General features: G+C 73.6%; 25 protein-coding genes and 1 pseudogene. 10 read left to right on the forward strand and 16 right to left on the reverse strand.

The window, feature by feature from the left end; translation table 11 throughout:
* Window positions 1-15: 15 nt before the first annotated feature.
* Window positions 16-1,194, reverse strand: coding sequence for an elongation factor Tu (gene tuf / locus AQJ66_RS07150; RefSeq protein ID WP_061918146.1), 1,179 nt, complete (start codon window positions 1,192-1,194; stop codon window positions 16-18).
* Between the two features lie 97 nt (window positions 1,195-1,291).
* On the reverse strand, window positions 1,292-1,513 hold the full coding sequence (locus AQJ66_RS07155) for a hypothetical protein (protein WP_061918148.1): 222 nt from the start codon (window positions 1,511-1,513) through the stop codon (window positions 1,292-1,294).
* A 26-nt stretch (window positions 1,514-1,539) separates the two neighbouring features.
* Here AQJ66_RS07155 and AQJ66_RS07160 point away from each other — a divergent pair, with 26 nt between their 5' ends.
* Window positions 1,540-2,325 carry a TVP38/TMEM64 family protein gene (locus AQJ66_RS07160; protein ID WP_061918150.1) on the forward strand — a complete coding sequence of 262 codons (786 nt, stop codon included), beginning with the start codon at window positions 1,540-1,542 and terminating at the stop codon, window positions 2,323-2,325.
* Between the two features lie 4 nt (window positions 2,326-2,329).
* Here the strand turns inward: AQJ66_RS07160 and AQJ66_RS07165 are convergent, their stop codons facing one another.
* Window positions 2,330-3,499 (reverse strand): thiolase family protein, encoded by a 1,170-nt coding sequence (locus AQJ66_RS07165; protein ID WP_061918152.1) that lies wholly within the window; start codon window positions 3,497-3,499, stop codon window positions 2,330-2,332.
* A 116-nt stretch (window positions 3,500-3,615) separates the two neighbouring features.
* Here AQJ66_RS07165 and AQJ66_RS07170 point away from each other — a divergent pair, with 116 nt between their 5' ends.
* On the forward strand, window positions 3,616-4,086 hold the full coding sequence (locus AQJ66_RS07170; protein WP_061918154.1) for a winged helix-turn-helix transcriptional regulator: 471 nt from the start codon (window positions 3,616-3,618) through the stop codon (window positions 4,084-4,086).
* Window positions 4,087-4,120: 34 nt separating this feature from the next.
* Here the strand turns inward: AQJ66_RS07170 and AQJ66_RS07175 are convergent, their stop codons facing one another.
* From AQJ66_RS07175 to AQJ66_RS07185, 3 genes are read right to left on the reverse strand one after another with little or no spacing between them, the layout of a single operon-like run.
* Window positions 4,121-4,843 carry a hypothetical protein gene (locus AQJ66_RS07175; RefSeq protein ID WP_061918156.1) on the reverse strand — a complete coding sequence of 241 codons (723 nt, stop codon included), beginning with the start codon at window positions 4,841-4,843 and terminating at the stop codon, window positions 4,121-4,123.
* Window positions 4,837-5,766: a DUF6807 domain-containing protein gene (locus AQJ66_RS07180; RefSeq protein WP_061918158.1), complete on the reverse strand. Its 930-nt coding sequence runs from the start codon at window positions 5,764-5,766 to the stop codon at window positions 4,837-4,839. The genes AQJ66_RS07175 and AQJ66_RS07180 overlap by 7 nt, the downstream gene beginning before the upstream one ends.
* On the reverse strand, window positions 5,763-6,920 hold the full coding sequence (locus tag AQJ66_RS07185; protein WP_061918160.1) for a Gfo/Idh/MocA family protein: 1,158 nt from the start codon (window positions 6,918-6,920) through the stop codon (window positions 5,763-5,765). Before AQJ66_RS07185 ends, AQJ66_RS07180 begins: the two co-directional genes overlap by 4 nt.
* A gap of 271 nt (window positions 6,921-7,191) precedes the next feature.
* On the opposite strand from AQJ66_RS07185, the gene AQJ66_RS37020 reads away from it, so the two are divergent.
* Window positions 7,192-7,371 carry a hypothetical protein gene (locus tag AQJ66_RS37020; RefSeq protein ID WP_079060103.1) on the forward strand — a complete coding sequence of 60 codons (180 nt, stop codon included), beginning with the start codon at window positions 7,192-7,194 and terminating at the stop codon, window positions 7,369-7,371.
* A 27-nt stretch (window positions 7,372-7,398) separates the two neighbouring features.
* Here AQJ66_RS37020 and AQJ66_RS07190 read toward each other — a convergent pair whose 3' ends face one another.
* Complete coding sequence (locus tag AQJ66_RS07190; RefSeq protein ID WP_061918162.1) at window positions 7,399-8,934, reverse strand: MFS transporter; 1,536 nt, start codon at window positions 8,932-8,934, stop codon at window positions 7,399-7,401.
* A 279-nt stretch (window positions 8,935-9,213) separates the two neighbouring features.
* Between AQJ66_RS07190 and AQJ66_RS07195 the strand changes: the two genes are divergently transcribed.
* The 4 genes from AQJ66_RS07195 to lnt all read left to right on the forward strand — a co-directional run bounded on the left by AQJ66_RS07195 (window position 9,214) and on the right by lnt (window position 14,542).
* On the forward strand, window positions 9,214-11,274 hold the full coding sequence (locus AQJ66_RS07195) for a restriction endonuclease (RefSeq protein ID WP_208611295.1): 2,061 nt from the start codon (window positions 9,214-9,216) through the stop codon (window positions 11,272-11,274).
* A gap of 28 nt (window positions 11,275-11,302) precedes the next feature.
* Window positions 11,303-12,298, forward strand: coding sequence for a phosphotransferase (locus AQJ66_RS07200; RefSeq protein WP_061918164.1), 996 nt, complete (start codon window positions 11,303-11,305; stop codon window positions 12,296-12,298).
* A gap of 83 nt (window positions 12,299-12,381) precedes the next feature.
* Window positions 12,382-12,864 (forward strand): nuclear transport factor 2 family protein, encoded by a 483-nt coding sequence (locus AQJ66_RS07205; RefSeq protein ID WP_167359149.1) that lies wholly within the window; start codon window positions 12,382-12,384, stop codon window positions 12,862-12,864.
* 103 nt (window positions 12,865-12,967) lie between these two features.
* A complete protein-coding gene (gene lnt, locus AQJ66_RS07210; RefSeq protein WP_061918167.1) occupies window positions 12,968-14,542 on the forward strand; it encodes an apolipoprotein N-acyltransferase in 1,575 nt (524 codons plus the stop codon).
* On the opposite strand, the gene AQJ66_RS07215 is transcribed toward lnt, so the two are convergent.
* Together AQJ66_RS07215 and AQJ66_RS38760 are read right to left on the reverse strand one after the other, a co-directional pair.
* Window positions 14,460-15,371, reverse strand: a complete 912-nt coding sequence (locus AQJ66_RS07215) for a Gfo/Idh/MocA family protein (RefSeq protein WP_061918169.1) — start codon at window positions 15,369-15,371, stop codon at window positions 14,460-14,462. The two genes, lnt and AQJ66_RS07215, sit on opposite strands and share 83 nt — an antisense overlap.
* Before the next feature lie 10 nt (window positions 15,372-15,381).
* On the reverse strand, window positions 15,382-15,717 hold the full coding sequence (locus AQJ66_RS38760; protein ID WP_159052534.1) for a hypothetical protein: 336 nt from the start codon (window positions 15,715-15,717) through the stop codon (window positions 15,382-15,384).
* Between AQJ66_RS38760 and AQJ66_RS07220 the strand changes: the two are divergent.
* From AQJ66_RS07220 to AQJ66_RS07230, 3 genes and pseudogenes are all read left to right on the forward strand, one after another.
* Window positions 15,622-16,259 (forward strand): annotated as a pseudogene (locus AQJ66_RS07220) (TetR/AcrR family transcriptional regulator). The gene AQJ66_RS38760 and the pseudogene AQJ66_RS07220 sit on opposite strands and share 96 nt — an antisense overlap.
* On the forward strand, window positions 16,256-16,768 hold the full coding sequence (locus AQJ66_RS07225) for a DinB family protein (protein ID WP_061918171.1): 513 nt from the start codon (window positions 16,256-16,258) through the stop codon (window positions 16,766-16,768). Before AQJ66_RS07220 ends, AQJ66_RS07225 begins: the two are co-directional and overlap by 4 nt.
* Before the next feature lie 114 nt (window positions 16,769-16,882).
* On the forward strand, window positions 16,883-17,353 hold the full coding sequence (locus AQJ66_RS07230; protein ID WP_061918372.1) for a hypothetical protein: 471 nt from the start codon (window positions 16,883-16,885) through the stop codon (window positions 17,351-17,353).
* A gap of 14 nt (window positions 17,354-17,367) precedes the next feature.
* On the opposite strand, the gene AQJ66_RS07235 is transcribed toward AQJ66_RS07230, so the two are convergent.
* The 7 genes from AQJ66_RS07235 to AQJ66_RS07265 form a co-directional block, all read right to left on the reverse strand.
* Window positions 17,368-17,889 carry a hypothetical protein gene (locus AQJ66_RS07235; RefSeq protein WP_061918174.1) on the reverse strand — a complete coding sequence of 174 codons (522 nt, stop codon included), beginning with the start codon at window positions 17,887-17,889 and terminating at the stop codon, window positions 17,368-17,370.
* Window positions 17,890-18,025: 136 nt separating this feature from the next.
* A complete protein-coding gene (gene ung / locus AQJ66_RS07240) occupies window positions 18,026-18,709 on the reverse strand; it encodes a uracil-DNA glycosylase (RefSeq protein WP_061918176.1) in 684 nt (227 codons plus the stop codon).
* Between the two features lie 105 nt (window positions 18,710-18,814).
* Complete coding sequence (locus tag AQJ66_RS07245) at window positions 18,815-20,392, reverse strand: ABC transporter substrate-binding protein (protein ID WP_061918179.1); 1,578 nt, start codon at window positions 20,390-20,392, stop codon at window positions 18,815-18,817.
* 201 nt (window positions 20,393-20,593) lie between these two features.
* Window positions 20,594-21,346 carry an SDR family oxidoreductase gene (locus AQJ66_RS07250; RefSeq protein WP_061918181.1) on the reverse strand — a complete coding sequence of 251 codons (753 nt, stop codon included), beginning with the start codon at window positions 21,344-21,346 and terminating at the stop codon, window positions 20,594-20,596.
* Window positions 21,347-21,357: 11 nt separating this feature from the next.
* On the reverse strand, window positions 21,358-22,119 hold the full coding sequence (fabG, locus tag AQJ66_RS07255) for a 3-oxoacyl-ACP reductase FabG (protein ID WP_061918183.1): 762 nt from the start codon (window positions 22,117-22,119) through the stop codon (window positions 21,358-21,360).
* Window positions 22,120-22,264: 145 nt separating this feature from the next.
* The gene (locus AQJ66_RS07260; RefSeq protein WP_425264267.1) at window positions 22,265-22,681 is read right to left on the reverse strand and encodes a DUF3037 domain-containing protein; all 417 of its coding nucleotides are present in this window, start codon (window positions 22,679-22,681) and stop codon (window positions 22,265-22,267) included.
* Between the two features lie 29 nt (window positions 22,682-22,710).
* Window positions 22,711-23,475, reverse strand: a complete 765-nt coding sequence (locus AQJ66_RS07265) for a HipA family kinase (RefSeq protein ID WP_061918187.1) — start codon at window positions 23,473-23,475, stop codon at window positions 22,711-22,713.
* Window positions 23,476-23,607 lie beyond the last annotated feature (132 nt).

Consider the following 23,607-nt stretch of genomic DNA (forward strand, 5'->3'; position numbering starts at 1 on the left):
ACCATTGTCACCGGTTCAGCCGACCGAGGTGACCGTCCCGGCGCCCACCGTCCTGCCACCCTCCCGGACGGCGAACCCGAGCCCCGGCTCCAGCGGCACCGCGCGGCCCAGCTCGACGGTCATCTCCACCGTCTCCCCGGGCCGGGCGACCGCCGCCTCGCCGAGGTCGATGTTCCCGACCACGTCCGCGGTGCGGATGTAGAACTGCGGCCGGTAGCCGGTGGTGACCGCGGTGGTGCGGCCTCCGTCGCGACCCGAGAGCACGTACACCCGTGCCGTGAAACGCCGGGCGGGCACCACGCTTCCCGGTGCCGCCACGACGTGCCCGCGCCGGACCGCGTCCCGCGGGACCCCGCGCAGCAGCAGGGCCACGTTGTCCCCGGCCTGCGCCTCCTGCATGGGCTTGCCGAAGGTCTCCAGCCCGGTCACGACCGTCTGCACGTCCGCGCCGAGCACGTCGACGCGGTCGCCGACGCGCACGACGCCCCGCTCCACCGCGCCGGTGACCACGGTCCCGCGCCCGGTGATGGTGAGCACGTTCTCCACCGGCAGCAGGAACGGCGCGTCCAGGTACCGCTCGGGCACCGGTACGTAGGTGTCGACCGCGTCGAGCAGCGCCTCGACGGACGCCGTCCAGCGCGGCTCGCCCCGCAGGGCCCCCAGCCCGGAGACCCGTACGACGGGGACCGCGTCCCCCGGGTAGCCCTGCGCGGTGAGCAGCTCACGGACCTCCAGTTCCACCAGGTCGGTCAGTTCCTCGTCGCCCGCGTCGGCCTTGTTCAGCGCGACGACGATGTGGTCGACGCCGACCTGCCGGGCCAGCAGGACGTGCTCGGCGGTCTGCGGCATGACGCCGTCCAGCGCGGAGACGACCAGGATCGCCCCGTCGAGCTGGGCCGCGCCCGTGACCATGTTCTTGACGTAGTCGGCGTGGCCCGGCATGTCGACGTGGGCGTAGTGCCGGGTGCCGGTCTCGTACTCGACGTGCGCGATGTTGATGGTGATACCCCGGGCGGCCTCCTCCGGCGCCCGGTCGATGCGGTCGAACGAGACGTACTTGGTGGTGCCGTCGGTGCCGTGCTCGGCCAGGACCTTGGTGATGGCCGCCGTCAGGGTGGTCTTGCCGTGGTCGACGTGGCCCATGGTGCCGATGTTGAGGTGCGGCTTGGTGCGCACGTACGCCGTTTTGGACATGGCTGTACCTCGAAGCCTCTCAGCCGTGAGAAGACGCGGGACCCCGGCGAACCGCCGACCCTCCCCCTGCGGGGTCCGCCGGACGATCCGGGGAGGGTCAGCTTCGGGCGCCGCCGGCAGCGGCCACGAGGATCGGGACGGCAGCCTTCGGCGCATCCGCGAGGGCGGATGCCGCGAGGAGGAAGGCGTACCGGAACATGACACCGATCATCGCCGGGGCGGTGTCCGGCGTCGAATGGTTTTCCGCGGCCGGCCGGGTGGCCGGGTGGCCGGGTGAGCGCAGGTCCGGGGTCTGACGATCGGACCATACGGCGATCACACCCGTTCGTCGGTTAGTGTCGCCGGATGCTCGATGCCACCAACCGCTCTGGGGGCACCGCCACGGCCTCTCCCCGGGCCACCGCCTCGGAGCTCGCTCCCGCCCCCGTGGGCGCGCCGCCCATGCCGCCCCGCGCGGGACTCGCTGCCCGCTGCAGGCGCGCGGTGCTGTCGCCGTACGCGCGGCTGTCGCTGCTGCTGGCCCTCCTCGCGGGTGCCGCGGTGTGCGTGCTGCTGTTCGAGCCCCAGCGGCTGCTGACGCACGGCTGGCCGCCGCAGCTCGGCGGAGCCGCGGCGGCCGCGGTGTTCGCGGTGGCGTACGGGCTGTGCACGGTGGCTTTCGTGCCGCGGCCGTTGCTCAACCTGGCGGCGGGCGCGCTGTTCGGCTCCCAGCTGGGGCTGGGGACGTCCCTGGCGGGCACGGTGCTCGGGGCCGGGGTGGCCTTCGGGCTCGGCCGGCTGCTCGGGCAGGACGCGCTGCGCCCGCTGCTGCGGGGCCGCTGGCTGAAGGCGGCCGACGGGCAGCTGAGCCGGCACGGCTTCCGTTCGATGCTGGCGGCGCGGCTCTTCCCCGGGGTGCCGTTCTGGGCGGCGAACTACTGCGCCGCCGTCTCCCGCATGGGCTGGCTGCCGTTCCTGCTGGCCACGGCGCTCGGCTCGGTCCCGAACACGGCCGCCTACGCGGTCGCCGGCGCCCGCGCCTCGGCGCCGACGTCGCCCGCTTTCCTGATCGCGATGGCCTGTATCGCCGTACCGGCGCTCGCGGGCACGGTGGTGGCCTGGCACAAGCGCCACCACCTGCGCGGCCGGTGAGCCGTCAGACCCCTTCCAGGATCATCGCGTTGGCGAGTCCGCCCGCCTCGCACATCGTCTGCAGGGCGTAGCGCGCGCCGCGCTCGCGCATCGCGTGCACCAGAGTGGTGGTCAGGCGGGTGCCGCTGGCGCCCAGCGGGTGGCCCAGGGCGATGGCGCCACCGTGCACGTTGACCTTGCCGAGGTCCGCGCCGGTGGCCTGCTGCCAGGCCAGGACCACGCTGGCGAAGGCCTCGTTGACCTCGAACAGGTCGATGTCGTCCAGCGTGAGCCCCGCCCTGCGCAGCACCTTCTCGGTGGCCGGTATGACGCCGGTGAGCATCAGCAGCGGGTCGGATCCGGTGACGGCGAAGCTGTGCAGGCGGGCGAGGGGGCGCAGGCCGAGCCGGGCCGCGGTCTCGCCGGAGGTGATCAGGACCGCGGAGGCGCCGTCGTTGAGCGGGCTCGCGTTGCCCGCGGTGACGTTCCACTCGATCTGCGGGAAGCGCTCGGCGAAGACGGGGTCGTGGTAGGCGGGCCTGAGCCCGGCGAGGATCTCGGGCGTGCTGTCCGGGCGCACGCACTCGTCGCGGGAGACGCCGTCCAGGGGCGCGGTCTCGGCGTCGAACAGGCCGGCCCGCCACGCGGCGGCCGCCTTGCGGTGCGAGGCGACCGCGAACTCGTCCATCCGCGCGCGCGTGAGCGACCACTTGGCCGCGATGAGCTCGGCGCTGACGCCCTGCGGGACCAGCCCCTCCGGGTAGCGCTCGGCGACGCCGGGGCCGAAGGGGTCCTGGCCGGCCGGCACGTTGGACCACATCGGCACGCGGCTCATCGACTCCACTCCGCAGGCGACGACGAGGTCGTAGGCGCCCGACATGACGCCCTGGGCGGCGAAGTGCACGGCCTGCTGGGACGAGCCGCACTGGCGGTCCACCGTGGTCGCCGGGACCGAATCGGGGAAACCGGCGGCGAGGACGGCGTACCGGGTGGTGTTCATGGCCTGCTCGCCGACCTGGTCGACGGTGCCGCCGATGACGTCGTCGATCAGCGCCGGGTCGACGCCGGAGCGCTCGACCAGGGTGCGCAGGGTGTGGGCGAGGAGCTGCACGGGGTGGACGTGGGCGAGGGAGCCGCTCGGCTTCCCCTTGCCGATGGGGGTGCGTACGGCTTCGACGATGACTGCGTCGCGCATGGTGCGGGCCTCCTTGGCCGGCGGGCGGTGACCGGCGCGATTACCGGTGAGTAGGAAATCCAAACTCACCATAGCGCGGTGCGTTGGAAAATCAAACCCTCCTCTAGACTGGCCGTATGGCCGTCACGAAGGACCCGCGCCCCTGCTCGATCGCCGACGCCCTCGCGCTGGTCGGCGAGAAGTACTCCCTGCTCGTGCTGCGGGAGGTGTGCCTGGGCAACGGCCGCTTCGACCAGCTGGTGCGCAACATCGGCGCCCCGCGCGACGTGCTGGCCGCCCGGCTGCGCCGGCTCGTGGACGCCGGGATCCTCACCAGACGCGCCTACAACGAGCGCCCGCAGCGCTTCGAGTACCGGCCCACGCAGGCGGGTCTGGAGCTGGAGCCGGTCCTGATGACCCTCAAGGAGTGGGGCGACCGGCACGTGCGCAAGGGCGCCGGCCTGCCCATGGTCGTCGAGCACGTCTGCGGCAGCGAACTGGTGCCGGTGCTCACCTGCCGGGCCTGCGGCGAGCCCGTGCGCCACGAGGACCTGACGGCCCACCCGCAGGCCCCGGGCTGGACCGTCGCGGGGCCGAGCGCGGCCTGACCCCCGCCTGCTCACGGGGCCTGCTGACGGGCCGCTACCGTCCCTGCCGGTACACGTCGAGCCGCCCGCACATCCCGAACCGGCCCCGCTCGAGCGGCTGTTCGACACGTACGACGGCTCCGGCCAGGTGGCCGGCGTCACCCCGCTCCAGCAGGTCGAGGTGGTGTCCGGTGGCCTCGGCCGCCGCCCGCGCGCCCCGCCGCCACCGCTCGCGCCACTCGGCGATCCGGGGCCGTACGAGCGCGGCGGCGGCCCGGTGGAAGGCGGCCAGCGCCTCGGGGCCCGGGGTCTCGCGCAGCGCGCGGTAGCCCTCGACGGCGAGGTCGCGCCGGGCACGGGTGAACCGCTCCCTCTCCTCCTCGGGCGCGCCGGCCGGGACGGTGGTCGCGGCGGCGTACGCCTCCGGGTCGGCCAGGTACCGGGGCGGCAGCGTGAGCACCGCGTCCCCGGCCTCCGGGAGGCCGCTGTTCTGCATGAGGACGGTGATGCGCAGGGCATCCTCGTCGACCAGCCGGTGGATCGTGCCCGGCGTGAACCAGGCGACCGTGCCGGGCACGAGCGGCGTGACCGCGTACCCGGAGGCGGTGAGCGTCTGCACCGCGCCCCGGCCGCCGGTGACGACGTACGCCTCGGCGCAGGCCAGGTGCAGATGGGGGGTTCCGCCGCGGACCCCGTCGGCGGCGGGCCAGTCGTAGACGCACAGCCGCGACACGGCCACCCCGCCCGGCAGGCCCGTGAACTCCCCGGGGGTCACCACGGATGCGCCTCCAGGTACGTGGCGATGTCCGCCCGCTCCCACGCCCCGTCGGCGACGACCACCCGGTACCGGCGGCGGAGCGTGTCGCCGGGCGCGAGTTCCAGCTCCTCGTAGTAGGCCCAGGACGGGGCGACCGCGGCGAACGGCTCGCTGCGGACGAACCAGTGGGCCGGGTGGGCTCCGCGTGCGCCCGTGTGGTCGTTCTCGGGGGCGTGCTCGAAGAGCAGCGTGGCGTGGCCGTCGCTGCCGTCGTGCTCACCGCAGAAGGCGAGCCAGGGCGCCTGCGTGCCCATCATCCCGGGCCCCTCCCCCTCGGGCCCGGTGATCCGCCCGGCGCGGAAGGCGCGGGGACCGCGCCAGAACAGCCCGGTGTAGCCCGCCAGTTCCCGCCCGGCCGTGGTCGGGCTGCCGAACCTCAGCGGCTCGGCGCGCCGGTTGGTGACGGCGGTGGTCCAGGTCAGCGCCCAGGAACCGGACTCCAGGTCGACGTCGTGGACCTCGATCCGCCGCTCCTCCTCGGCCCACAGCTCACCGTCGTACGGGTGCCAGGTCAGCCGCTCGGCGATGACGGCCCGGCCGCCGTCCGCCCCGACCTCCGCGAACCCGGCGTGCCGCATCGAGCCGACCCGCTCGGGGAGTTCGAGGTAGCCCCGGCCGTGCACGTAGCTGTTGCCGCCCCACAGGTTGGCGCCGGACAGGTGCGAGGCGGTCAGCGACAGGCCCTTGTGCCAGCGGTGGTCGTGGGGCCGGTAGCCGGTGACGGCGTCGCCGGCGAGGGTGCGGACCGGGTGCAGGTACGGCTTGGGCGCCTCCCAGGCGGCCTCCGGGCGGTAGACGTAGGCGAACAGCTCGATGCCGGTGGCCGGTTCCGTCACCGTGATCCGGTCGCCGTGCGTGTGGACGAGACGCAGGGCGCCGCTCACGCCGGCACCTCCTCGGCGGTCACGGGCGCCCAGCCGGGCGCGCCCCCGTGCAGGGCCGTGTAGTACGGGTCGCCGGGACCGATCTCACCCGCCCGTACGGTCGTGTCCGTGAACGCCGACTTGTACAGCGCGGTGATCAGCTCCAGACTGGTGCGCCCGTCCGTGCCGCTGCTGCGCGGCCGCTGCCCCGCGCGCATGCTCGCGACCAGCTCCCGCAGTTGCGCGAGGTGCGAACTGGGCACGTCGGGCCCGAAGTCCCGCCACGCGGCGACCTGCCCGGCGGGCACGTCCGGGGCCGGTGTGACGCGCCAGTCGCCGTTGGCGTGGCCGTACAGGTGGGTCAGTTCGACGGTGGCGCGCTCGCAGTCGATGCGGATGCGGCTGACCTCGTCGGGGCTGAGCACGCTGTTGACGACCGTGGCCAGCGCGCCGCTCTCGAACCGGACCAGGGCGGTGGAGACGTCCTCGGTCTCCACGTCGTGGACCAGCCGCGCGGCCATGGCGCGCACCTCGCTCCAGGGCCCGAGCAGGTCCAGCAGCAGATCCGTCTGGTGGATGCCGTGGCCCATCGCCGGCCCGCCGCCCTCGGTGTGCCAGCGGCCCCGCCAGGGCACGGCGTAGTAGGCGGCGTCCCGGTACCAGGTGGTCTGGCAGTGCGCCACCAGCGGGCGCCCGAGGGCCCCTTCGGCGAGCAGCCGCCCCACGTGGGCCGCTCCGGACCCGAAGCGGTGCTGGAAGACGATCGCCGCGTACGGCCCGCCGTCGGTGCCCTCCGCCGCCTCGATCGCGTCGAAGTCGGCGAGCGAGGGCACCGGCGGCTTCTCGCACCACACCCAGGCCCCGGCGCGCAGCGCGGCGACGGTCTGGGCGCGGTGGAGCGTCGGCGGGGTGCAGACGGTGACCAGGTCGGGCCGCTGCTCGGCCAGCATCCGGTCCAGGTCGGTGTAGGCGTGCGGGATGCCGGCCTCCGCGCAGAGCGCCTCCACGGCGTCCTGGTCGACGTCGACGGCGGCCACGACCTCCGTCTCGCCCTCCTCGGCGAGCCGGGCGAGCGCGGGCAGGTGGGAGCCGCGCCCGATGGCGCCGGCGCCGACGACGGCGGCCCGCACGGGCCGACCGGTGAGCGGGGCTGTCGGGAGTGGGGAGCGGGGCATGGGCGGTTTCAGCACTCCTCCGGGGACGGCGACGGGCGTCGCTGGCACACGGCGTGCAGCAAGCGCTTTCCCCTGCGCTGCAACGTAAGCGGCGGCCCCGACGCAGGTCAACACCCCTGGCGTCGCTCCCGGCGTACGCCCGCGCCCTCCCGGTCTCGCGGACCGGATCGGCGGCACGCGCCGCATACCGCGCCGGCACGTGACCGAACCCATACGGTCTGCGTAGCCGGGTGGTAGCGCAGTGTCAGTGCTTGCCCCTAGGCTTGTCCGCATGTCCCCCGATTCGATGCCTCCTGGTTCCGTGCGCTCCGCTGCCGAACTGAACGAGCAGATCCGGGCGCTGTGGCTGCGTGCGGGCGGATCCCTGACGGCCCAGGAGCGCGCGGAGTACGAGTCGCTGGTGGTCGAGTGGGCGAAGGCCGTCCGCGACCGGATCATCGAGGCGGCCTGAGCCCCGCGGCCGGAGTCTCGGCAGGCCCTACGCCCCGGACGCCCTGCGGCGCGGCATCAGCAGGAGCGCCGCCAGCGCGACGGCGACCGGCAGGACGCTGACGATCAGCATGGTGAGGCGCAGGCCGGCGGTGAAGTCCAGCCCGAGGTTCAGTCCCGAGGCCTGACGGAGCAGGTTCGGGTCGTACACGGTCAGGCCCGGGCTGTGCGCCATCCCGCTGCGCACCGCGTCCACGGCCTGCTGGGCCTCGGTCGCCGACAGGCCGCGCGCCTGCGCGTCGGCCAGCCACTGCCGGTGGAAGAAGGTGTTCAGCAGCAGGAGGTAGACGGCGGGCCCGAAGGCGGAGCCGGTCACCGCGAAGCCCATCTGCACCGAGGCCACCGTGCCGGAACGCCCCGGCGGCGCCTGGGACAGGACCGTTTCGGACACCGAGGCCGAGGCGACCACCGACCCGAGGTTGCACAGCCAGATCGTCGGCACGAGCAGCCACACCGCCATCTTCGGGCCGGCGGTGCCCGCCAGCAGCAGCCCACTCGCCGCCATCACCAGCAGGCCGGTGACCATCACCGGCCGCGGGGTGTACTTCTCGATCAGGCGCCCGGCCCCGATCACGGCACCGGCGATCAGCACGGTGCCGGGCAGGTACAGCAGGCCGATGCTCTCGGGGGACAGGTCCAGGATCGCGCTGCCGAACTGCCCCAGGACGATGCTGAGCCCGGCGATCAGGAAGTTGAGCGTGAGGGTCGCCGCGAGGGCCACGCAGAAGGGCGCGCTGCGGAACAGCCCCAGGTCCAGGGCGGGGTCGGGGGCGCGGCGCTCGCGCAGCACGAAGAGCACGAGGGTGACCGTGCCGACCAGCAGCGGCACCCAGGTCTGGGGCCGGGACACGCCGTTCTGGGCCGCGGCGAGACCGACGACGAGGCCCAGCAGGGTCACCCCGATCAGGGAGACACCGGGCAGGTCGAGGTGACGGCCCGGCTGGGCGGGTGACTCCTTGACGTACCGGGCGGTCAGCCAGAGCGAGACCAGGCACAGGACCGGCGCGATCAGGAAGAGGAACCGCCAGCCGACGACCGACACCGCCCAGCCCGTGAACGCGGGTGTCACCCCGCACAGGAGCACGTCGACGGCCATCAGCACACCGATGGCCACCGGCCGCCTCTCCGGCGGCACGGACACCTTCAGCAGGGCCAGCGGCACGCCCAGCAGCGCGGTCATGCCCAGCCCGGTCAGGAAGCGCATCGCCAGCAGGAAGCCGAAGCCGGGAGACAGCGTGGAGAGCAGGTCGACGACCGTGACGACGCTCAGCCCCGTCATCAGCAGCCGCTTGAGCCCGACGGCGTCCCCGAGCCTGCCCGCGGCGAGGACGGAGGCGGCCATCACCAGCGTCGCCGCTCCCCCGAGCAGCCCGACGGCCTGCGGCGGCACGTGCAGGCCCCGGCTCACCTCCGGCAGGTTCAGGCTGAGCACCAGCGGGTCGACGACCGTCACCGTGAACGCCAGGGCAAGCCCGAGCACGACCGGCAGGAGCGGCGTGTGGTCGCGTGACCCGGCTGCCGGCACCGCGACACCTCCCGTGCTCCCACGTCACATGAGGCTCGACGCTAACGCGGCCATCCCGCGCCACCGGCCCGTCCGGCCCCGACGCGCGCGGAAGCCCGGCGTTCGGCCCAGCGGGGGCCCGCTCCGGGAGCGGTCCCCGCGTCACGGCGGCCCGCGGACCCGGCCCGCCCGGGTCGCTGCCGCCGGGCGGATGTGCGAGAAGGCGACTGCTGGATACAGTCATCCCGTCACACCTGGTTGTGGGGACAGCCAGAGCGCGTTGGGGAGGGCCCGCACCACATGAGTCGTCGCTCCAGTGGCATGGTCGGCATCTGGGCCGAGATGCAGAGGCAGCAGCAGCGCCAGATGGAGGCCGAGGCCAGACGACGCCGGCAGGAGGCCCAGCAGGAGCGGGCCCACCAGCGGCGGGCCGCCCAGAGCTACCGCGAGTACCGGCAGGCGGAGGCCATGCGCCGCACCGGGGAACTGGACGCCCAGGTCGCGTCGCTGCAGGGTCTGCTGGCCTCGGGATGCCAGGCTCCGCCCTTCCGGGCTTCGGCTCTGCTGCGTTCGGAGGAGATCGCGCCCTTCGCGCCGGGTGCGCTGGCCCAGCCCGTTCCGCTGCCGGTCTTCGATCACTACCAGACGCAGAGCGGGTGGACCGCCGGCCGCCGCGCCCAGGCGCAGGCGGAGGCCCGGGCGCGCTTCGAGCGGGACTGGCACGCGGCCCAGGCGGCGGAGGCGCGGCGGCGGCAGCAACTGGCGGAGTACCAGCGGCAGTACCAGAACTGGGCCGACACCCGGTCGGCCGAGGTGCGGCGGCACAACGCCGGCGTCACCGAACTGACCGAGGGGGTGCGGCGCCGCGATCCCGACGCCGTGATCGAGTACTTCTCCGCCGCGCTCTACGCCTCGACCGCGTGGCCGGAGGGGTTCCCGCGTCAGGTGGCGGCGGCGTACGACGCGGCGGCGGGACAGCTGGTCCTGGACTGGGAGCTGCCCGGCTGCGACGTGATTCCCGAGGTGAAGTCCGTCCGGTACGTGTCCGGAGCGGACCAGGACAAGGAGACCCCCCGGCCGGTCGGGCAGCGCCGCGCCCTGTACCGGGAGGTCCTCGCCCAGTGCATGCTGCTCGTCCTGCACGAACTCTTCGCCGCGGACGAGGCGGGCGCGCTGGAGTCGGTGAGCTTGAACGGGTTCGTGGACGGGCACGACCCGACGACGGGCCGGCCGGGCCCCGTCTACCTGGCGACGGTGATGGCCGCCCGCTCGACGTTCCGCGACCTGCACCTGGCGCAGGTGGACGCCTGCAGTTGCCTGGCCGACGCCCTGCGCGGCCAGCTCTCGGCCCGCCCCGACCAGCTCACCCCGGTGCGGCCGGGCCGCCGGCCGCAGGAGGTCGGGAACCGGGTGGTCACGCACGGCGGCGACGACGAGCCCGACCTGTACGAGATGGACCCGATCGCCTTCGAGAACCTCGTCGCCGACCTCTTCCGCGCCATGGGGATGCAGGCGGTCACCACCCAGCGCTCGAACGACGGCGGCGTGGACGTCGACGCGCTGGACCCGGCACCGATCCGGGGCGGCAAGATCGTCGTGCAGGTCAAGCGCTACCGCAACACGGTGCCGCCGACCGCGGTGCGCGACCTGTACGGAACCGTGCAGGACACCGGCGCCAACAAGGGCGTCCTCGTGACGACCTCGCGGTTCGGCCCCGGCTCGCACACCTTCGCCAACGGCAAGCCGCTGGAACTGGTCTCGGGAGCCGAACTCGTCGACCTGCTGCACCGTCACGGCCTGCCCGGACGGCTGGGAGGCGGTGCCCGCCGGACCACGGCGCAGCCGACGCCCACGGTTGCGGACACCCGGCTGCCCGAGGACTACAGCATCCTCGGCATGTCGTGGACCGGAGGCGTCGCGCTGGACGTGTGCGCGCTCGTCTGCCGTGGCGACCGCGTCCTCAGCGACGACCACTTCGTCTTCTACAACAACCCGCAGACCCCGGACGGTTCCGTGCGGGCCCTTCCCGCCACCGCACCCGACAAGGCCGCCGTCCGCGTCTCCTTCGACGGGTTGCCGGCCGAGGCCGACCGGTTCGTCCTGGTGGCCGCGATCGACCCGGAGGTCAATCCGGACGCCGACCTCTCCGGCTTCACGGACGCCCGCATCCGCCTGCTCGACCCGACGCTGGCGGAGCAGGGGTGCCTGGACGTCTCCGACGGCCGGCCGCACGAGACCGCCCTGGTCCTCGGCTCGTTCCGCCGGAGGGCGAACGGGGACTGGGACTTCGTCCTGGGCGGCCGGGGCTACCCGGGCGGCCTGGAGGAACTCGTGCGGGACTTCGGAATCGAGGTCGAGTAGCCGGCCGCGTGTCCGCTAGGTTCCGACGATGCGAAAGCTCGCGGAGATCGAGGACCTGTCGGGACTGGTGCGCACCGCGCTGGGGCCGGGCTGCCGCGCGGTCGCGGTGGACCGGCTGCGCGGCGGCAGCAAGAAGGGGGTGTACCGGGTCCGGGTCGACGGTGCGCCCCTGGGCAGCGTGATCGTCTACAGCTGGGCCGAGGCGGAGAACTTCTGGCCCGCCGAGCGCGGGACCGACTCCGCCGACCCGTTCGCCCCCGCCTCGGGTCTCGCCCCGTTCCTGGCCGCCCGGCGGAGCCTGGACGGCCTGGGCGTGAGAGTCCCGCGGATCTTCCTGGCGGACGGCGGCCGGCTCCGTCACCGGGCGGACGTGGCCGTGGTCGAGGACGTCTCCGAGGACACGCTCGAAGCGCTCTTCGCGAGCGACCCCGCCCGCGCGGCCGCGGCCCTGAGGGACCTGGCCACGGTGACGGACCGCATGCACCGGCACCGCGTCGCGCGGTACGGCCGGGTGGACCTGTTGGAGCGGGGCGGCACGGCGAGCGGGGTCTCCTGCGAGCAGCTGGTCCTCGACCGCGCCCTGCGCGACCTCGGCGAAGCCTCGGAACGGGACCGCAGGATCGCCGCGGTGCACGGTCGGCTGCGCGACCGCCTCCACGGCCTGGCCGCACTGGTGACCCCCCGTGCCGAACACGGCCTGATCCACGGGGAGCTGGGGCCCGACCACGTCCTGGTCGACGCCGCCGGGCACGCGGTGCTGATCGACGTCGAGGGCCTCATGCACTTCGACGTCGAGTGGGAACACGTGTTCCTCCGGCTCCGCTTCGGCGCGCACTACCCCGTGCTGTCCCGGCCCGGTCTCGACCCGCGGCGGCTGGACCTCTACGCGCTCGCCCTGCACCTGTCCCTGGTCGCCGGGCCGCTGCGGCTGCTCGACGGCGACTTCCCCGACCGGGACACCATGCTCCGGATCGTCGAGCACAACCTGACGGAAGCCCTGGCGCTCCTTCCCCGACGTCCCTGACGGACGGTGCCGTTCCCGGGCCGCGGCCGGACATCGCCGCACGCCCTCTTGGCACGTCGCCCCGGTTGCCCAACACTGTGCCGATGACGCAGCGCGTGGAGTTGGCGACCGTGATGGACCGGCTGGCCGTGGACGACGTGGTGACCGACTACGCGGGAGCGGTGGACGACGGTGACTGGACCGCGTACCGGGAGCTGTTCACCGCGGACGGGCGGGCCGACTACCGGTCCGCCGGCGGTATCGAGGGCGAGGCCGGGCAGGTGGCCGGGTGGCTCGCGCAGAGTCTGGCGGTGTTCGCGACGCGGCAGCACCTGATCGTCAACCGCCGGGTGCGGTTCGGGGTGCTGGAGCACGACACCGGGGACACCGCCCGGGTGCGGGCCGACTACCTCAACCCGATGCGGCTCACGGCCGCCGGCGACCGCGGGGCGCCGGACCTGGAGTGCGGGGGCCGGTACGACTTCGGTCTGCTGCGCACACGGGAGGGCTGGCGGCTGCGCGAGGTCGTCGTGCACGAGAAGTGGCGCCGGACGCAGGAGCGCAGGCCGGTGGGGGTGACCGGCTGAGGAGGCCGGGGACCCGCCCGGCCGCCCGGAGGGGACCGCGTGCCCTGTCGGAGATCGCTTCCGGCGCGCACACTGGAGCCAGCCCTGGGTAGGGAGACTTCCCATGAGGACGATCGACCGCTGGCTGACCTCCCCGTGGCGGCGCTCGGGTGCCGCCGCGCTCGCCGGTGCCCTGCCCGTGCTCGCGTTCCCGGCGCCTTCGCTGTGGTGGTTCGCGTACGTCGCCCTGGTGCCCTGGATGCTGCTCGCCCGCTCGGCGCAGACCGGCCGGCGGGCCGCCTTCGACGGCTGGTGCGGCGGGTTCGGGTTCATGGTGGCCGTGCACCACTGGCTGCTGCCGAGCCTGCACGTGTTCATCTTCCTGATAGCCGGGCTGCTGAGCGTCCTGTGGGCGCCCTGGGGGTGGCTCGTGCGCAGGTTCCTCGGCGGGACGCCTCCGCCCGGGCGGTGCGCGGCCGGGCTGCTGGTGCTGCCGTCGGCGTGGCTGGCGGTGGAGCTGGTGCGCTCCTGGCAGGGGCTCGGCGGGCCCTGGGGGATGCTCGGCTCCAGCCAGTGGCAGGTGGGACCGGCGTTGCGGCTGGCCTCGGTCGGCGGGGTGTGGCTGATCAGCTTCCTGGTGGTGGCCGTCAACGTGGCGGTCGCGGTCCTGGTGGCCGTGCGCCGCTCGCGCGTGCCGGCCGTGGCCGGTCTGGTCGCCGCGGCCGCGGCGGCCTCCGCCGCCTGGGCGTGGGCACCGCGCCCGCACCCGGACGGGCGGGTGCGGATCGCCGTGGTGCAGCCCGGGATCGTGGCCGGGCGCGACAGCCCCGCGAAGCGGTTCGACCGCGAAGAAGAGCTGACCCGGCGGCTCGCCGGGCAGCGCGTCGACCTGGTGGTGTGGGGCGAGTCCAGCGTCGGCTACGACCTGGCCGACCGGCCCGACCTGGCCCGGCGGATCGCGGCGCTGTCCCGGCTGACCGGCGCCGACGTGCTGGTCAACGTCGACGCCCGCCGCTCCGACCGGCCCGGCATCTACAAGAGTTCCGTCCTCGTCGGCCCCGACGGCCCGACCGGTGAGCGCTACGACAAGATGCGGCTCATCCCGTTCGGCGAGTACATCCCGGCCCGGTCCGTGCTGGGCTGGGTCACCTCGATGGGCAGGGCGGCCGCCGAGGACCGGCGGCGCGGCACCGAGCAGGTGGTGATGAACGTCGGGCACCGGCTGCGGGTCGGGCCGCTGGTGTGCTTCGAGACCGCGTTCCCGGACATGAGCCGCCACCTCGCCGGGGACGGCGCGGACGTGCTCCTCGGACAGTCCTCCACCTCCACCTTCCAGGGCAGCTGGGCGCCGGAGCAGCACGCCTCGCTGGCCGCGCTGCGGGCTGCGGAGACCGGCCGCCCGATGGTGCACGCGACGCTGACCGGCGTCTCCGCCGTCTACGGCCCGGCCGGGCAGCGCCTGGGGCCGTGGCTCGGCACGGACGCGAGCACCGCCCGCGTGTACGAGGTACCGCTGGCGCACGGTGTGACGCCGTACGTCCGCTACGGCGACTGGACCGTGCACGCCGCGCTGCTGGTCCTGGCCGCGCTGTGCGCGGTGGAGGGCGGACGGACGCTCAGGTTGCGGCGGACGGGCCGAGAACCGCTTCCACGACCCGCTCGCACAGTTCGTGAGTCGCCAGCGCGTCACGGGCACTGAGCACCGTGCCCGCGCGCACGGCGTCGAGGAAGGCGAGGACGGCCTGCTCGATGCCGCGCTGCCGGGCCACCGGCACCCAGTCGCCGCGCCGCCGCACCGTCGGCTGGCCCTTGTGGTCGACGACCTCGGCGAGGTTGACCACCTGGCGCTTGGTGTCCTGCCCGGAGACCTCCAGGATCTCCTCCGCCGAGCCGCTGAGCCGGTTCATCACGCCGAGCGCGGTGAAGCCGTCGCCGGCGAGCTGGAGCACCACGTGGTGCAGCAGCCCGCCCTCCGTGCGGGCGCGCACGCTGACGTCGTCGACCTGCCCCGGGACCAGGAACCGCAGGGTGTCGACCACGTGGATGAAGTCGTCGAGGATCATCGAGCGGGGCTCCTCGGGCAGCCCGACCCGGTTCTTCTGCATGAGGATCAGCTCGCGCGGGTGGTCGGCGCACTGCGCGTACCCGGGGGCGTAGCGCCGGTTGAAGCCGACGCAGAGGGAGACGCCGCGCTCCTCGGCCAGGGCCACCAGACGCTCGGATTCGGCGAGCCTGTAGGCGAGCGGCTTGTCGACGTACGTCGGTATGCCGGCTTCGAGCAGGCGGGTGACGATCTCCGGGTGGACGGCGGTGGGCGCGTGCACGAAGGCCGCGTCCAGGCCGGTGGCGAGCAGGGAGTCCAAGGTGGTGTGCCGCCGCTCGGCGGGCAGGTGCAGGCTTCCGGCGACCCGGTCGAGGGTCGCCGGCGTCCGGGTCTGCAGGTGCAGGTCGATCCCGGGCTGGGTCGCGAGGACCGGCAGGTAGGCCTTCTGCGCGATGTCGCCGAGTCCGATGCAGCCGACCTTCACGTGCGCTCCCCTACCGGTTGCCTGCGGATTCCCTGCCGGAAGCATACGGGGGCTGCCGGCCGGCGATGCCGTCGAAGCCGCGCAGCGGCAGGGCGGGGGCGGCCCTGGACAGGGTGGCGACCGCGGTGTCGCGCACGGCGCCGGCGGTGCGGCTGCCGGCCGTGTTCAGGCGGGCGGCGCGCACGGCCCGGCGGGCGATCGCGGTCGTGCGCGGGAGCGGGGCGGCGGGGTAGGCGGCCGGGTCGCCGCCGTGGTGGGCGAGGACGACCGCGTCCTCGACGGCCTGGTCGCCGCCCTCATCGCCCTCGCCCTGCTCGCCGAGCGCGGGATGCTCGGGCTGACGCACCGGGCGGTGGACGAGGCGCGGGGCTGCCGCAGGGGTCGACGTCGAACGCGGCGCGGACCCGGCAGGCGCTGACGGAGCTCGCGGTGCGCCGGCACGCCGAGCGGGAGGCGCGGGTGCTGTCCGCCGAGGAGCTGCCCGACCCGCACGGCGGGCCCGACGCGCCGGCCGAGGGACCGGCCCTGGCGGTGCACCGCTCGCTGACCCGGGGCCGTGAGCTGCTGATCGCCCGCTGCGAACTGGTCCTGGAGGCCACCCGTCGCCCCGGGCTGCGAACCTTCTACGCCGCGACCGGCGCCGCCTTCAGGGAGCGGCTGGCGGCGATGCTGACCGCCGCCGGCTCGCCCGCCCCGGCCCGGCACGTGCTGTCGCTGGTCGCCTGGGCGGACGGCCCGATGTTCTCCCGCGCGGCCGGCTTCTTCAGCGCCGAGATGCCGGGCCCGGACGAGGTGCGCGGGGGGCTGCGGGAGCTGCCGGCGGGGATGCTGGGCGCCCGGAAATACGCTGGTGACGAGGCGGACGGGGATGCGAGGATGCGGGCATGACGACCGCACGACAAGAGCCCGCTCAGACCGCCGGTGAACGCGCCATGCTGGAGGGCTGGCTGGACTACCACCGCCGGACCCTGGCGTGGAAGTGCGAGGGCCTGACCGACGAGCAGTTGCGCACCGCCTCCGTGCCGCCGTCCGAGCTCTCCCTGATGGGCCTGGTCCGTCACATGGCCGAGGTGGAGCGGGCCTGGTTCCGCAAGGTGCTGGTGGGCGACGACCCCGGCCTGATCTACTGCACCGAGGAGGACCCGGACGGCGAGTTCCACCTCACCGGGGCGGACACCTGGCAGGAGGCCTACGGCACCTGGCAGGCGGAGATCACGGCCGCCCGGCGCATCGCGGCCGGGTTCGGGCTCGACGACCTCTCCAAGGGGCGGAGCCGCTTCACCGACGAGCCGTTCAGCCTCCGCTGGATCTACACGCACATGATCGAGGAGTACGCCCGGCACAACGGCCACGCGGACCTCGTCCGGGAGCGGATCGACGGCGCCACCGGCGACTGAGCGTCAGCTTCGGGCCGCGGCGTCCCCTCGTACGGGGTGCGTGATCACCCGTGCGGCGGCACGAAACTCCGGAAGGCGGTGCCAACCCCGCCGCGCTTCAGCAGAGTTGTGTGGGTGCATCGAACGACGACCACCGCAGCGCTTCTGGTCACCGTGGCCGTCTCGGCCCTCTCCGGCTGTGTGACGGTCGGGCGGCCGGCGGCACCGGCTCCCCCACCGGACACCGTGCCCTCGCAGCCGGCGGCGCCCCGGCCGGACGGCAAGGCGCGGCCCCGGGCGGTGCAGGCGCCGGCGCGGGAGGCCCTGGAGATGGTCGGCCCGTCCCGGCAGCCGCGCCCGGCCCCGCACCGCGAGCCGGGGCGCCGGACGGCGGAGCCGCCGGCCGCGCACGGGCCGCAGGCCCCGCCCGCCGTGCCGCGCTCCCGGCCGCACCGGGAGCATCCGCGCCACCAGCGGGTGGACCCGCCGGACTTCTCGCAGCCGGTGCCGACCGCCCCGGACGTGTGCGCGCTGGGCCGCAGGTACGGCGGCTGGCAGCCGGACAGCCCGGCGTCGGTGATCTGCAACCAGACCTACGGCCACTGACCCGACCGGCGCGCCTAGTCGGTGGGCCGCTGCCGGGGCGGCCCCCAGGCGTCGCCGTCCGGTGGCGCGTCCCGCAGCAGGCGCAGCTCCAGCCGGCTGATCGCCGCCCGCACTCCGGCGCCGTAGCCGTCGTCGGCGAGCGCGCCGGCCGCGCCGCGGGCCCGGGTGAGGTGGGCGCGGGCGGCCTCGGCGCGGCCCAGCTTCAGGTAGTCGGCGGCGAGGTTGAGGTGGAGGGAGGGGTAGAAGCCGCGCACCGCCGCGGGGTCGGCTCCCGGCCGCCCGTCGGTCAGTTCCTCGGCCGCCGACAGGGCCCTCAGGTCCCAGGCCAGTTCGTCGCCGGGATCGTCCTGGGTGTCGGCCAGGTAGTGCGCCAGCGTGCAGCGGTGCAGCGGGTCCCCGCTCTCGCCCATCTCCGCCCAGAGTTCCAGGAACCGGCGCCGGGCCTCCTCGCGGTCCCCGCCGTGGTGCAGCATCACGACCTGCCCGATCCGTGTCAGCACGGCATCCGGCGCCGCCTGCTCCTGTCGCTCCGCCACCGCGCCCTCCGGACGGTACGTCGGCCGGCTCCCGGCCGCCTCGTCCGACGCTAACCGCATTCCCGTCGGATCCCGGGCAGGCGACCCCGTACGCGGCGCCACAGCACCCCCACCGGAAGCATGCCGCGCGGCCGGCTCAGCCCAGGTTCGGGATGCGCCAGTCGATCGGGGTGTGGCCCTGCCGGGCCACCGCCTCGTTGATCTGGGTGAAGGGGCGGGAGCCGAAGAACTTCTTGGCGGACAGGGGTGAGGGGTGGGCGCCCCTGACGACCACGTGCCGGGTCTCGTCGATCAGCGGGAGCTTCTTCTGCGCGTAGTTGCCCCACAGGACGAAGACCGCCGGGTCCGGCCGGGAGGCCACCGCGCGGATCACGGCGTCGGTGAACTTCTCCCAGCCCTTGCCCTTGTGCGAGTTGGCCTCCCCGGCCCGCACCGTGAGGACCGCGTTGAGCAGCAGCACCCCCTGCTCGGCCCACGGCATCAGATAGCCGTTGTCCGGCACGGGCAGGCCCAGCTCCTCCTGCATCTCCTTGTAGATGTTCCGCAGGGAGGGCGGGGTCTTCACGCCCGGGCGCACCGAGAAGCACAGGCCGTGCCCCTGGCCCTCGCCGTGGTAAGGGTCCTGGCCGAGGACGAGCACCTTGACCCGCTCGTACGGCGTGGCGTCGAGCGCGGCGAAGACCTCCTCGCGCGGCGGGTAGACGGGGCCCTTCGCCCGCTCCTCCTCGACGAACTCGGTCAGCTCCTTGAAGTAGGGCTGCTGCAGTTCGTCGCCCAGAACCCCGCGCCAGGACTCGGGCAGCATGGCGATGTCGGTCACGTCAACGTCCTCACGATGTCAATCAGCTACTGCGTGCTGCGTGCGGTCACTTCCAGGTTCCAGAACCTACAGGCGACCACTGACAACCGTTGCCGGACGGCCGGTTCACCAGCTGGTCTTGCGGTGCAGCTCCCACATCATCATGATCGTCGACGGGTCGAGGGCCTGCTCGCCGCCGGAGATGTCGTCGCTGGCCGCGATGTACTGCCGCCCCTGCCACAGCGGGATCAGCCGGGCGTCGCGGACCATGAGCCACTGGGCCGCCTCGAGGTCCTTGACCACCTTCGCGCGGTCGCTCTGGGCGCGCGAGCGGGGCAGCAGGACCGAGGTGATCTGCTTGGACGGGTAGGGCGTCCCGAGCGCGTTCTGCTCGCCGACGAAGGGCGCGATGAAGTTGTCCGCGTCGGGGAAGTCCGGGAACCAGCCGCGGCCGAACACCGGGTACTCGCCCTTCTGGTAGCCGACCACGTAGGTCTTCCAGGGCCGGCTCTTGAGCGTGACCGTGAACAGGCCGGAGTCGTCCAGCTGCTGCTTCAGCTCCTGGAACATCAGGGCCGTCTCGGAGCCGTAGCGGTCGGTGGTGTACCAGAGGGTGAGCGGCACCTTCTGGGTGATGCCCGCGTCCGTGAGGATCTTGCGGGCCTTGGAGACGCTCGGGTCGCCGAAGTCGTCGAAGAAGGCGGTGGTGTGGCCGGTCAGGCCCTTGGGGACCATCGAGTACAGCGGGTCCACGGTGTCCTTGTAGACCTTGTGCGCGATGGCGCCCCGGTCCACGAGCTGGGCGACGGCCTTGCGCACGGCGGGCTGCTTGGCCCACGGGTCCCTGGGGTTGAACACCAGGTAGCTGATGTCGGTGCCGGCGCCGTCCACCAACTGCAGATCGCTGTCGCCGTGCTGCTGCAGGGCGATGATGTCGTCGGCGGCGAGACCGCGGTAGGTGACGTCGATCTGCTTGTCCCGCAGCGCCTTGACCATGCTGGCGGACGTCTGGAAGTAGCGGATGGTCACCGCGTTGTTCTCCCGCTCGGCGAACCCCTTGTAGTTGCCGTTGCGGACCAGGACCGCTTCCTTGCCCTCCTCGTAGGACTGGAGCTCGTACGGGCCGGAGCCGTAGACCTTGGTGTCCTTGCGCAGGGAGTTGGCGGGGTAGTCGTCGGGGTCGACGATCGACATGGCGGGCGTGGCCAGCACGAAGGGGAAGGTGGCGTCGGGCTGGTTGAGGCGGAAGACCACCTCGTTGTCGCCGACCGTCTCGACGCGGTCCAGGCTGCCGAGCAGTCCGGCCGGCCCGCCGGGGGCGTTGATGGTGCGGATGCGGTCGATGGAGTGCTGGACGGCCTCGGCGTTCAGCGGGTCGCCGTCGGCGAACTTCATGCCCGTGCGCAGCTTGCAGCGGTAGGTGCGGCTGGTGGCGTCGGTGAACGCGCAGCTCTCGGCGGCGTCGGGCTGGGGCGTGGTGGCGCCGTTGGGGTAGGCCACGAGCGTCTGGAAGATGTTCCGGTACAGCTCCCAGGAACCGTCCCAGGCGCCGGCCGGGTCCAGCGTGCTGGGGGCGCTGGTGGTTCCCACGACGATCGGGCCGCTGCTCCCGGAGTCTCCGTCGGACAGCAGACTGCAGCCGGCCACCAGGGATATGGACGCGATCGCCGCGACTCTCCGCAGGAATCGGTTCCGGTTGAACACGCGCACGCTCCTCGATCTGCCATACCAAGGGTCGGCAGACCATACCGCAGCGTCCGGGCCCCGGAACCGGTCCCGGAGCAGGTCTTCTTGATCGATTGTGCTATGACGACGTTGTCATTCTCCTGTGCGTTGCGGGGAGGGCGTTTCGGGCGCCGTTCCGCCGGGAATCGGCGCCCGAAAGAGACGACCTGACGCGGGCGGTCAGCCGACGCCGGCGTTGAGGAAGATGCCGCCGTCCACGACGAGCGTCTGACCGGTGACCCAGTCGGACTGCTCCGAGGTGAGGAAGGCGGCGGCCCCGCCGATGTCGGACGGCACGCCGAGCCGGCCGAGCGGGTAGGAGGCGGCGGCCTCGGCCTCCCGGCCCTCGTACAGGGCCTGGGCGAACTTGGTCTTGACGACGGCCGGCGCGATCGCGTTGACCCGGACCTTCGGCGCGAACTCGTGCGCCAGCTGCTGGGTCAGGTTGATCATCGCCGCCTTGCTCACGCCGTAGGCGCCGATGAACGGCGACGGCGCGAGGCCCGCGATCGAGGCGATGTTCACGATCGCGCCGCCGTTGTCCTTCTGCCAGGCGTGCCAGGTCTTCTGGGCGAAGCCGAGCGCCGAGATCACGTTGGTCTCGAACACCTTGCGGGCGACGTCCAGGTCCAGGTCGGCGATCGGGCCGAAGACCGGGTTGGTGCCGGCGTTGTTGACCAGGAAGTCGAGGCGGCCGAAGGCCTCCATGGTGCGCCCGACGGCCTCGCTCTGGTGCGCGAGGTCGTGCGCCTTGCCGGCGACGCCGATGACCCGGTCGGAGCCGAGCTTCTCGACGGCCTCCTTCAGGGCGTCCTCGTTGCGGCCGGTGATGCACACGCGGTCACCGCGGGCGACCAGCGCCTCGGCGACGCCGTAGCCGATGCCGCGGCTGGCGCCCGTGACGAGCGCGACCTTGCCGGAGAGTTCAGTCATGGTCCCGATTCCTAGTTGAGCGGTCCGCCGGCGACGTACAGCACCTGGCCGGAGACGAAGCCGGCCGCCTCACCGGTGAAGAAGGCGATGGCGTTGGCGATGTCCTCGGGCTCGCCGACGCGCTGCACCGGGATCTGGGTGGCGGCGGCCTTCTTGAAGTCCTCGAAGCCCATGCCGACGCGGTCGGCGGTGGCCTTGGTCATCTCGGTGGCGATGAAGCCGGGCGCGACGGCGTTGGCGGTGATGCCGAACTTGCCCAGCTCGATGGCGAGGGTCTTGGTGAAGCCCTGCAGACCGGCCTTGGCGGCCGAGTAGTTGGCCTGGCCGCGGTTGCCCAGCGCCGAGGAGGAGGAGAGGTTGACGACGCGGCCGAAGCCGGCGTCGACCATGTGCTTCTGGACGGCCTTCGTCATCAGGAAGGAGCCGCGCAGGTGGACGTTCAGGACGGTGTCCCAGTCGGCGGCGCTCATCTTGAACAGCAGGTTGTCGCGCAGCACGCCGGCGTTGTTGACGAGGATGGTCGGGGCGCCGAGCTCCTCGACGATCCGGGCGACGGCCGCCTCGACCTGCGCCTCGTCGGAGACGTCCGCGCCGACCGCGATCGCCTTGCCGCCGGCCGCGGTGATCTTCTCGACGGTGTCCTTGCAGGCGGCCTCGTCGAGGTCGATCACGGCGACCGCGCGACCCTCGGCCGCCAGTCGTACGGCGGTGGCTGCGCCGATCCCGCGCGCCGCGCCGGTGACGACCGCGACCCGCTGTTCAGTGGTGGACATTGCTGCTTCTCCTCGCCCTTGAGAGAACCTGTCAGGCTCTTGAGAGAGCCTCTCGTGCGGTGAGCGACCGCTTAGTACCTTCTCCACCCGTGACGCTAGAGACCCTGGCACCCGGTGTCAACGGACACCCGGCGGGTGTGATCCATTACCTCACCAGGACGTCCAGCAGGCGCTCGGTCTCGGCCACCGGGTCGGTGGTCAGCCCGGTGTGCACCGGGCCGGGCTGGACGACGGTGGAGCGGGGCGCGATCAGCCAGCGGAAGCGCCGCCCGGCGTCGTCGCCGGCCGCCTGCCCGGCCTCCGCACCGCCCGCGCACACCCGCTCCACCGCGCCGAGCGCGGCCCGCACCCCGGCCACGTCGGCGCCGGGGTCCAGGGCCAGCAGCCGGGCCTCGTCGAGGTGGGTGCGGGCGCCGACGTAGCCCTGGGCGCGGCAGTAGAGGACCACGCCCGCGTTGATGCACTCGCCCCGCTCCACGCGGGGCACGACCCGCAGCACCGCGTACTCGAACACGTCCCGGTCGCCGCCCTGGCCCGCCCGGGTGATGTGGCGCTCGGTCAGGTGACCGGCCACGTTGATCCTGCTGTCGCTCACTTGGCCCCCTCGATGCCGGTGACGCGCTCGTGGATGACGGCGGCCCGCGCGAGCAGCGGGCGCGCGTAGGCCCGGCGGAGGTCGTCCGCGGTGTCGAAGCCGGGCTCGCCCTCCAGCCAGGCGTCGGGGATGTCCGCGGTGACCTCGGCGAGCAGGTCCTCGGTGATCCGGGGCGCCAGCTCGGCCGCGGCGCCGGCGACGTCGGGCGCGAACCGGGCGAGGGCGTGGTCGCAGGCGTCGTAGGGACGGGCGGCGGAGGCCTCGGCGGAGGGCCAGTTGTGGTGCCAGATCATGGTGGCGCCGTGGTCGATGAGCCACAGCTCCCCGCGGTGCACCAGGAGGTTGGGGTTGCGCCAGGAGCGGTCGACGTTGTTGACCAGCGCGTCGAACCAGACGATCCGCCCGGCCTCCGCGGCGGACACGGGGAAGGCGAGCGGGTCGTAGCCGAGGGCGCCGGAGAGGAAGTCCATGCCGAGGTTGGCGCCTGCGCTGGACCTCAGCAGTTCCTGCACCTGCGGCTCGGGTTCACCGAGGCCGAGCACGGGGTCCAGCCGCACGGTGACCAGGCCGGGCATCCGGAATCCGAGCCGCCGGGCGAGTTCGCCGCAGACGACCTCGGCGACGAGCGTCTTGCGGCCCTGTCCGGCGCCGGTGAACTTGACGACGTAGGTCCCGAAGTCGTCGGCCTCGACGAGCCCCGGCAGCGAGCCGCCCTCACGCAGCGGCGTGATGTAGCGGGTCGCGGTGACTTCCTTGAGCATCGCCCCAGGCTACTGGGGCGCGGGCGGCAGCGGCCGTACGCACTCGAACGGAGCCCGCCGGCGCACCGGTCACCGCCCACAAACCGCGCCGCGGTGCTGTCATAGGTAGGGGAAGACGGCGTGGACGAGCCG

Origin of the sequence: Streptomyces bungoensis (genome assembly GCF_001514215.1) — a bacterium.
GTDB classification, from domain to species: Bacteria; Actinomycetota; Actinomycetes; order Streptomycetales; family Streptomycetaceae; genus Streptomyces; species Streptomyces bungoensis.